Source organism: Phenylobacterium sp. (assembly GCF_036402295.1).
GTDB lineage: Bacteria > Pseudomonadota > Alphaproteobacteria > Caulobacterales > Caulobacteraceae > Phenylobacterium.
The window spans coordinates 1-2574 of the sequence record NZ_DASWTE010000022.1; the positions used below are offsets into that span (position 1 = coordinate 1).

Genomic DNA, 2574 nt, shown 5'->3' on the forward strand with positions numbered 1-2574 from the left:
CGGGTGACGGCCGCCCGAGGTGCGGCCTTCGCCGCCGCCGTGCGGGTGATCGATCGGGTTCATGGCCACGCCGCGAACGTGCGGCCGACGACCCATGTGACGCGAACGGCCGGCCTTGCCGAGGTTCTCGTTCATGTGGTCGGGGTTCGAGACCGCGCCCACCGTCGCCATGCAGGTGTCCATGACCATGCGTAGCTCGCCCGAGTTCAGGCGGATCTGCGCGTAGCCGGCGTCACGGCCGACCAGCTGGGCGTAGGCGCCGGCCGAACGGGCGATCTGGCCACCCTTCATCGGCTTCATCTCCACATTGTGGATGATGGTGCCGATCGGCATGCCGCGGAGCGGCATGGCGTTGCCCGGCTTCACGTCGGCCTTCTCGGCGGCGATGACGGTGTCACCGGCCTTCAGGCGCTGCGGAGCCAGGATGTAGGCCAGCTCGCCGTCGGCGTACTTCACCAGGGCGATGAAGGCCGAGCGGTTCGGGTCGTACTCGAGGCGCTCGACCGTCGCGGGGACGTCGAACTTGCGGCGCTTGAAGTCGACGATGCGGTAGAGGCGCTTGGCGCCGCCGCCACGGAAGCGGACCGCCACGCGGCCGTTGCCGCCCCGACCGCCCGACTTGGTCAGGCCTTCGACGAGCGTCTTTTCCGGCCGGCCCTTGTGGAGCTCGGACTTGTCGACCAGCACCAGCTGGCGGCGACCCGGCGACGTCGGATTGAATTGCTTCAGAGCCATCGGATCAGAGCCCCGTAGTGATGTCGATCGACTGGCCTTCGGCCAGGGTCACGATCGCTTTCTTGACGTCCGAGCGCCGGCCCACGATGCCGCGGAACCGCTTGGTCTTACCCTTCACGTTGATCGTGTTGACCTTCGTGACGTTGACCTTGAACAGCGCCTCGACCGCCGCGGCGATCTCGTCCTTGGTGGCGTCGCCGGCCACGCGGAAGACGACCTTGTTGTGCTCAGAGAGCAGCGTCGCCTTCTCCGTGATGATCGGAGACAGGATGGTATCGTAGTGACGAGCGGTGGGTTGCACGGCCATCACGCGGCCTCCTCAGGCTGGAAGCGCGCCTGGATCGCAGCGACCGCATCCTTGGTCAGGACCAGGGTGCGGCGGCGCAGCACGTCGTAGACGTTCAGGCCGGCGTTCGGCAACACGTCGACGTTCGGGATGTTCCGAGCGGCGAGCTTGAAGTTGTTGTCGACCTCGGCGCCGGCGATCACCAGGGCGTGCGTGACGCCGATCTTGCCGAGCTGCTCGCGCAGGGCCGCCGTCTTGGCGTCCTTCAGCGCGACGTTGTCGACGACGATCAGCGAGCCGTCCTTGGCCTTCGAGGACAGCGCATGGCGCAGGGCCAGGGCGCGGACCTTCTTGGGCAGGTCGAAGGCGTGGCTACGGACGACCGGGCCGTGGGCCTTGGCGCCGCCGACGAACTGGGCCGCCCGGCGCGAGCCGTGACGGGCGCCGCCGGTGCCCTTCTGCTTGTACATCTTCTTCGAGGTCCGGGAGACCTCGTTGCGGACCTGGATCTTGTGGTTGCCTGAGCGGCGCTTGGCCAGCTGCCAGGTGACCACGCGCTGCAGGATGTCGCCGCGGATCTCTTCGATGCCGAAGATGGCGTCCGGCAGTTCGATCGAACCGCCCTTCCCGCCGTCGAGCTTGATGACGTCGAGTTTCATTACGCTTCCCCAGCTTCGGTCGCCTGGGCCTCTTCGGCCGGGGCTTCGGTCACCGCCGGCTCTTCAGCCGGCGTTTCCGCGGCGGCCTGGGCCGGCGTCGGTTGACCGGCGGACTTGAAGGCGCCCGGCTTCGGCGCGTCGGCCGGCAGGGCCGACTTCACCGCATCGCGGACCTTCACGTAGGTGCCTTCGGTGCCGGGGACGGCGCCCTTCACCAGGATGAGGCCGCGCTCGACGTCGACGCGCCAGACGGTGACGTTCAGGGTGGTGACGGTTTCCGAGCCGAGATGGCCGGCCATCTTCTTGCCCTTGAACGTACGACCCGGATCCTGACGCTGGCCGGTCGAACCGTGCGAGCGGTGGGAGACGGACACGCCGTGGGTTGCGCGAAGGCCACCGAAGTTCCAGCGCTTCATGGCGCCGGCGAAGCCCTTGCCGACCGTGGTGGCGGTGACGTCGATCTTCTGGCCGGGGACGAAGTGGTCGGCGGTGATCTCCGCGCCCACGTCGATGAGGTTGTCCTCGGACACGCGGAACTCGACCAGCTTGTGCTTCGGCTCGACTTCGCTCTTGGCGAAGTGGCCGCGCATGGCCTTGGACGTGTTCTTCGGCTTCTTGGAGCCCGCGCCAAGCTGGAGGGCCACGTAGCCATCCTTGTCCTGGGTGCGCTGGGCGACGACCTGGCAGCCCTCGAGGCTGAGCACGGTCACCGGTACGTGGGCGCCAGCTTCGTCGAAGAAGCGGGCCATACCGAGTTTCTTGGCGATTACGCCGGTTCGCATCGGATCAATCCCCTTAGAGCTTGATCTCGACGTCCACGCCGGCGGACAGGTCGAGCTTCATCAGCGCGTCCACGGTCTGCGGGGTGGGGTCGACGATATCGAGCACGCGCTT

The 2574-nt window shown here is 67.5% G+C and carries 5 protein-coding genes; all 5 read right to left on the bottom strand.

Going from position 1 to position 2574, the window contains the following annotated elements; genetic code table 11:
* Positions 1-735 (bottom strand): 50S ribosomal protein L2 (rplB, locus tag VGD44_RS01255; protein ID WP_331083048.1); only part of this gene is annotated, 735 nt, incomplete at its 3' end.
* Between the two features lie 4 nt (positions 736-739).
* Complete coding sequence (locus tag VGD44_RS01260; RefSeq protein ID WP_331083052.1) at positions 740-1036, bottom strand: 50S ribosomal protein L23; 297 nt, start codon at positions 1034-1036, stop codon at positions 740-742.
* A gap of 5 nt (positions 1037-1041) precedes the next feature.
* A complete protein-coding gene (gene rplD, locus VGD44_RS01265) occupies positions 1042-1680 on the bottom strand; it encodes a 50S ribosomal protein L4 (protein ID WP_331083049.1) in 639 nt (212 codons plus the stop codon).
* Positions 1680-2462, bottom strand: a complete 783-nt coding sequence (gene rplC, locus VGD44_RS01270; RefSeq protein WP_331083051.1) for a 50S ribosomal protein L3 — start codon at positions 2460-2462, stop codon at positions 1680-1682. Before rplC ends, rplD begins: the two co-directional genes overlap by 1 nt.
* Positions 2463-2475: 13 nt before the next feature.
* The coding region (locus VGD44_RS01275; RefSeq protein ID WP_331083054.1) for a 30S ribosomal protein S10 at positions 2476-2574 on the bottom strand (99 nt) is incomplete at its 5' end.